This window comes from Streptomyces sp. OfavH-34-F, from assembly GCF_022347745.1.
Classification (GTDB): Bacteria; Actinomycetota; Actinomycetes; order Streptomycetales; family Streptomycetaceae; genus Streptomyces.
In genome coordinates this window covers 1-5230 of the sequence record NZ_JAKRGC010000384.1, presented here as the reverse complement: position 1 = coordinate 5230, position 5230 = coordinate 1, and the positions used below count along the sequence as shown (strand labels likewise).

At 73.1% G+C, this 5230-nt stretch carries 4 protein-coding genes and 2 pseudogenes; 2 read left to right on the top strand and 4 right to left on the bottom strand.

Features of this window, described 5'->3' with window-relative positions:
• Both MHW47_RS31565 and MHW47_RS31560 read right to left on the bottom strand, forming a co-directional pair.
• Window positions 1-540, bottom strand: a pseudogene (locus MHW47_RS31565) (hypothetical protein); the annotation flags it as partial.
• Window positions 522-1259 carry an ABC transporter ATP-binding protein gene (locus MHW47_RS31560; RefSeq protein WP_239227291.1) on the bottom strand — a complete coding sequence of 246 codons (738 nt, stop codon included), beginning with the start codon at window positions 1257-1259 and terminating at the stop codon, window positions 522-524. The gene MHW47_RS31560 and the pseudogene MHW47_RS31565, both read right to left, overlap by 19 nt.
• Before the next feature lie 347 nt (window positions 1260-1606).
• Between MHW47_RS31560 and MHW47_RS31555 the strand changes: the two genes are divergently transcribed.
• Window positions 1607-3046: a gamma-aminobutyraldehyde dehydrogenase gene (locus MHW47_RS31555; protein WP_239227290.1), complete on the top strand. Its 1440-nt coding sequence runs from the start codon at window positions 1607-1609 to the stop codon at window positions 3044-3046.
• Window positions 3047-3124: 78 nt separating this feature from the next.
• On the opposite strand, the gene MHW47_RS31550 is transcribed toward MHW47_RS31555, so the two are convergent.
• Window positions 3125-3820 carry a glycerophosphodiester phosphodiesterase gene (locus MHW47_RS31550; protein ID WP_239227289.1) on the bottom strand — a complete coding sequence of 232 codons (696 nt, stop codon included), beginning with the start codon at window positions 3818-3820 and terminating at the stop codon, window positions 3125-3127.
• Window positions 3821-3844: 24 nt separating this feature from the next.
• Complete coding sequence (locus MHW47_RS31545) at window positions 3845-4879, bottom strand: adenosine deaminase (RefSeq protein WP_239227288.1); 1035 nt, start codon at window positions 4877-4879, stop codon at window positions 3845-3847.
• Between the two features lie 123 nt (window positions 4880-5002).
• Here MHW47_RS31545 and MHW47_RS31540 point away from each other — a divergent pair.
• Window positions 5003-5230: pseudogene (locus tag MHW47_RS31540) on the top strand (hypothetical protein); the annotation flags it as partial.

The following is a 5230-nucleotide window of genomic DNA, read 5'->3' as shown; positions in this document are numbered from 1 at the left end:
CCCGCCGTCGTCCGTCTCGCGCGCCGCTCGCACGGGCCGGCCGCGCAGGGCCAGCGCGCTGGCCGTCGATGCCGCCACCGGTACCAGGGCCAGCAGGAGCAGCACGGCGGCGCCGGGCAGCTCGGCGTCGGCGCCGAGCAGATCGGCGGCGGCACCGTCGAACGGCAGCCCGGACAGGTCGCCGCGCAGATGGAGGAAGAACAGCAGCGCCACCATGGACCCGAGGGCGCACGAGACGGCGGTGGAGACGGCGGCGAGCAGACTGAGCCGCACCGGGCCGAGCCCCACGGCGGACAGCCCCGGGCGCGGCCGGGTGCTCGGGTCCGTACGGGCCACCGCGACGGCGAACTGCACGGTGGCGGCCAGCGGGACGAAGCACCAGAGCAGCCGGAGCACCGAGCCGGCCGAGTGCGGGTGCCCGGCGGCGTGGCCGAGGGCGCACAGGAGCAGGAAGCCGACCCCGGCGGAGGCGGCCGCGACCAGCAGCCGCCGCATCAGGACCAGCGGGTGGGAACCGCGGGCTAGACGGAGAGCGAGCACGCCGCGCGCCCCTCCGGGTCGGATTCGGCGGGGAGCGCGACCGTGGAGACGCGGCGCCCGTCGAGCATCGGCACCACCCGGTCGGCGAGCCCGGCGATCTCGGCGTCGTGCGTGGCGAGGACGACCGTGATGCCGTGCGAGCGGGCCGCGCTGGTCAGGGTCCGCAGGACGTGGGCGCGGTCGGTGCGGTGCAGCGTCGCGGTGGGCTCGTCGGCGAAGATCACCGAGGGGCCGGCGACCAGGGCGCGGGCCACGGAGATCCGCTGCCGCTGGCTCTGCTGGAGGGTGTGCGGGCGCTGCTTGGCGCACATGCCGATGTCCAGGCGCTCCAGCCACTCCATGGCGGCCTTCTTGGCCTCGCGGTGCGAGGCGCCGCGCAGCAGCAGGGGGAGCGCGGTGTTCTCCCAGGTGTTCAGCTCGGGGACGAGCTGGGGCTCCGGGGCGATCCAGCCGAACTTGTCGCGGCGCAGCCGCTCGCGCAGCCGCGGGCCCATCGTGTGCACGGGGACGCTGTTGAACCAGACCTCGCCCCGCTCCGGCACCAGCTGGCCGGAGAGGCAGTGCAGCAGGGTCGTCTTGCCGCTGCCGCGCGGGCCGGTCACCGAGAGGATCTCGCCCTCGCGGATGCCCAGGGAGACCCCGCCGAGCGCGGGGGAGCCGTTGTGGGAGTGCTGCAGGGAACGCGCCCAGATCACATCGTTGTCCGGCGGGGCCACCATGGCGTACACCTCGGTTCAGATCAGATTCCCGTCCCCCGTACGGGGGAACGAAGAGGGGGCCGATCGGTCACTCGGCACCGTAGGGATTCGGATCGCGGTGAGCGGACAGCACGCGGCCCCGGTCCGCCCCTCCCACTCGATCGGCCGTATCCGGGCTGCGCCGGTCGTATGAGCTGATCGCCGGGAGGTCGCGACGGAACGGACAGGGGCAGGTCGAGACGGAATGGGTCGCACACCCGCTCGAACGATCGCTCCGGTGTTCATATGTGACCTCGCCCATCGCGGACCGCGGGCTCCCGACTACGCTGGTCGTCTCACCCATTGGACTCACATCAGGAGGGGTGGCCGTGACCGCCGAGGTACGCCGTCTGCGCAACTACATCAACGGGGAGTTCCGGGACGCCGCCGACGGGCGGACGATCGACGTCGTCAACCCGGTGACCGAGGAGGTCTACGCGACCTCGCCGCTCTCCGGCCCCGCCGACGTCGACGCCGCGATGGCCGCCGCCGCGGCCGCGTTCCCCGCCTGGCGCGACACCACGCCGGCCGAGCGCCAGCGCGCCCTGCTCAAGATCGCCGACGCCTTCGAGGAGCGGGCCGAGGACCTCATCGCCGCCGAGTCCGAGAACACCGGCAAGCCGATCGCGCTGACCCGCACCGAAGAGATCCCGCCGATGGTGGACCAGATCCGCTTCTTCGCGGGGGCCGCCCGGCTGCTGGAGGGGCGTTCGGCCGGCGAGTACATGGAGGGCCTGACCTCCATCGTGCGGCGCGAGCCGGTCGGCGTCTGCGCGCAGGTCGCCCCGTGGAACTACCCGATGATGATGGCCGTCTGGAAGTTCGCCCCGGCGCTCGCCGCCGGCAACACCGTCGTCATCAAGCCGTCCGACACCACCCCGGCGTCCACCGTGCTGATCGCCGAGATCATCGGGCAGATCCTGCCCAAGGGCGTCTTCAACGTCATCTGCGGGGACCGGGACACCGGCCGCGCGATGGTCGAGCACCGCACCCCGGCGATGGCCTCCATCACCGGCTCGGTACGGGCGGGCATGCAGGTCGCCGAGTCGGCCGCCAAGGACGTCAAGCGGGTCCACCTGGAGCTGGGCGGCAAGGCCCCCGTCGTCGTCTTCGAGGACACCGACCTCGCCAAGGCCGTCGAGGACATCGCACTCGCCGGCTACTTCAACGCCGGCCAGGACTGCACCGCCGCCACCCGCGTCCTGGTCCACGAGTCGATCCACGACGAGTTCGTCGCCGCGCTCGCCAAGGCCGCCGCCGAGACCAGGACCGGCAGCCCGGACGACGAGGACGTGCTCTACGGCCCGCTCAACAACGCCAACCAGCTGGCCCAGGTCAGCGGCTTCATCGAGCGCCTTCCCGCCCACGCGCGGGTCGAGGCCGGCGGCCACCGCGTCGGCGACAAGGGCTACTTCTACGCCCCCACCGTCGTCTCCGGGCTGAAGCAGGACGACGAGATCATCCAGCACGAGGTCTTCGGCCCCGTCATCACCGTCCAGTCGTTCCGGGACGAGGCCCAGGCCGTGGAGTGGGCCAACGGCGTCGAGTACGCCCTCGCCTCCTCGGTGTGGACCAAGGACCACGCCCGCGCCATGCGGATGTCGAAGAACCTCGACTTCGGCTGCGTCTGGATCAACACCCACATCCCGCTGGTCGCCGAGATGCCGCACGGCGGTTTCAAGAAGTCCGGTTACGGCAAGGACCTGTCGGCCTACGGCTTCGAGGACTACACGCGCATCAAGCACGTCATGACGTCCATCGAGGGCTGAGCCCCCGGCCCACGGCCCCGTGCGCACCGCAGGGCGCGCACGGGGCCGTGGTCGTTCCACCCGCCGCCGGGAACGGGATCAGCCGCCCGCGTGCCGGTCGATCAGCGTGCGGAGCACATCGATCCGGTTGGTGGTGACGGAATCCACGCCCCGCGCGATCAGCCGGCGCATCGTCCGGCCGGTGTCCGCCGTCCAGGCCGAGACCAGCAGCCCGTCCCGGTGGTTGCGGTCCGTCAGCTCCCGGCTGACCAGCCCGAACCGGTAGTTCAGCCAGCGCGGCCGGACCGCTTCGAGCAGCGCCGGGCGCGGCGGCGCGAGCGTCGTCCACGTCATCGCGATCTCGGCCGACGGGTCGGCCGCCCGCACCCACAGCATCGCCTCCGGACCGGCGCAGTAGTAGACCCGCTCACCGGCCCCGCACTCCCGCACCACGCCCACCGTCCGCCGCACCGACTCCCGCGTGGCACCCGGCAGATCGACCATCACGCGGTGCGCCCCGGCGGCGAGCAGGGCCTCCCGCAGCGTCGGCACCCCGCCCCCCGTCAGCTCGGTCAGCTCCCGGTGGCCGATCCGGTCCAGCCGCACGTCCCGGCCCCACAGCCGCTCCAGCGTGGCGTCGTGCAGCAGCACCGGCACCCCGTCACGGGTGACCCGGACATCGATCTCCACCGCGTCCGCCCCCCGTTCCAGCGCCGAGCGGATCGAGGGCAGGGTGTTCTCACGGGCACGGTACGGATCGCCGCGATGGGCGACGGCGGTGACTGACGTGGGCATGGGCCCATTGTCCCCGCCCCGCGCTCACCGCCCGCCGCGCTCCAGCCAGCCGGCCGTGTACGTGTCGATCTCGGCGGCCAGCGCGCGCTTGCCGGCCGGGTCGAGGAAGGACGCCTCCACGGCGTTCTTCGCGAGCGCAGCCAGGCCCCGCTCGTCGAGATCCAGGATGCGGGCGGCCACGCCGTACTCGTTGTTGAGGTCCGTGCCGAACATGGGCGGGTCGTCGCTGTTGATGGTGACGAGCACCCCGGCCCGGACCATCTCCCGGACCGGGTGCTGCTCGATGTCCTTCACGGCCCGGGTCGCGATGTTGGACGTCGGGCAGACCTCCAGGGCGATGCGCCGCTCGGCGAGGTGCTCCAGCAGTCTCGGGTCGGCGACCGCGCTCGTGCCGTGGCCGATGCGCTCGGCGCGCAGCGCGGTGAGCGCGTCCCAGATGGTCTGCGGGCCCGTCGTCTCCCCGGCGTGCGGCACCGAGTGCAGGCCCTCGGCGATCGCCCGGTCGAAGTACGGCTTGAACTGCGGGCGCTCCACCCCGATCTCCGGGCCGCCCAGCCCGAACGACACCAGCCCCTCGGGCCGCAGCTCGACGGCGAGCCGGGCCGTCTCCTCGGCGGACTCCAGACCCGCCTCGCCCGGGATGTCGAAGCACCAGCGCAGGACGACGCCGAGTTCCCGTTCGGCGGCCTTGCGGGCGTCCTCGATGGCCTCCATGAAGCCCTGCTCCGGAATGCCGCGCCGGGTCGAGGAGAACGGGGTCACCGTCAGCTCCGCGTACCGGATGTTCTGCCGCGCCATGTCGCGGGCGACCTCGTACGTCAGCAGCCGGACGTCCTCCGGGGTGCGGATCAGGTCCACGACCGACAGGTAGACCTCGATGAAGTGGGCGAAGTCCGTGAACGTGAAGTAGTCGGCCAGAGCCTCGGGGTCGGTCGGGACCTTCGAGTCCGGGTGGTGCGCGGCCAGCTCGGCGACGATACGCGGCGAGGCCGAACCGACGTGGTGGACGTGGAGCTCGGCCTTGGGCAGCCCCGCGATGAAGGGGTGCAGGTCGGTCATCGGGGCCTCCGGTGGGCGACGAGAGGTAGGGGCTCCGGCCGGCGGGACGGCCGGTGCGGGGGACGGGAGTCATCGTAGGACGGACCCGCCCGTACGATGACCGCATCACGATGGGGGAGGCCCATGTCAGACAGCACAGAGCAGCCCGCGGACGGGGCCGCGCCGATAGACCCGTGGGCGCCGCCGGAGCGACGGACGCCGCAGGCAGGCGCGGTACCCCTGGCCAAGACCCCGCCCCCCGAGGACCGACTGCCCGGCCAGGCGACCGGTCCCGTCCCGCCGGCCGACGGTCCCGGCGCGGCCCCGGGCGGCCCTCCGCCCGGCGTGCACGACCAGCAGACGGTCGCCGCC

Coding starts and splice junctions, on each gene's coding strand:
- MHW47_RS31550 (WP_239227289.1), bottom strand. CDS start 3,820: ATGCCCACGTCAGTCACCGCCGTCGCCCATCGCGGCGATCCGTACCGT.
- MHW47_RS31560 (WP_239227291.1), bottom strand. CDS start 1,259: ATGGTGGCCCCGCCGGACAACGATGTGATCTGGGCGCGTTCCCTGCAG.
- MHW47_RS31545 (WP_239227288.1), bottom strand. CDS start 4,879: ATGACCGACCTGCACCCCTTCATCGCGGGGCTGCCCAAGGCCGAGCTC.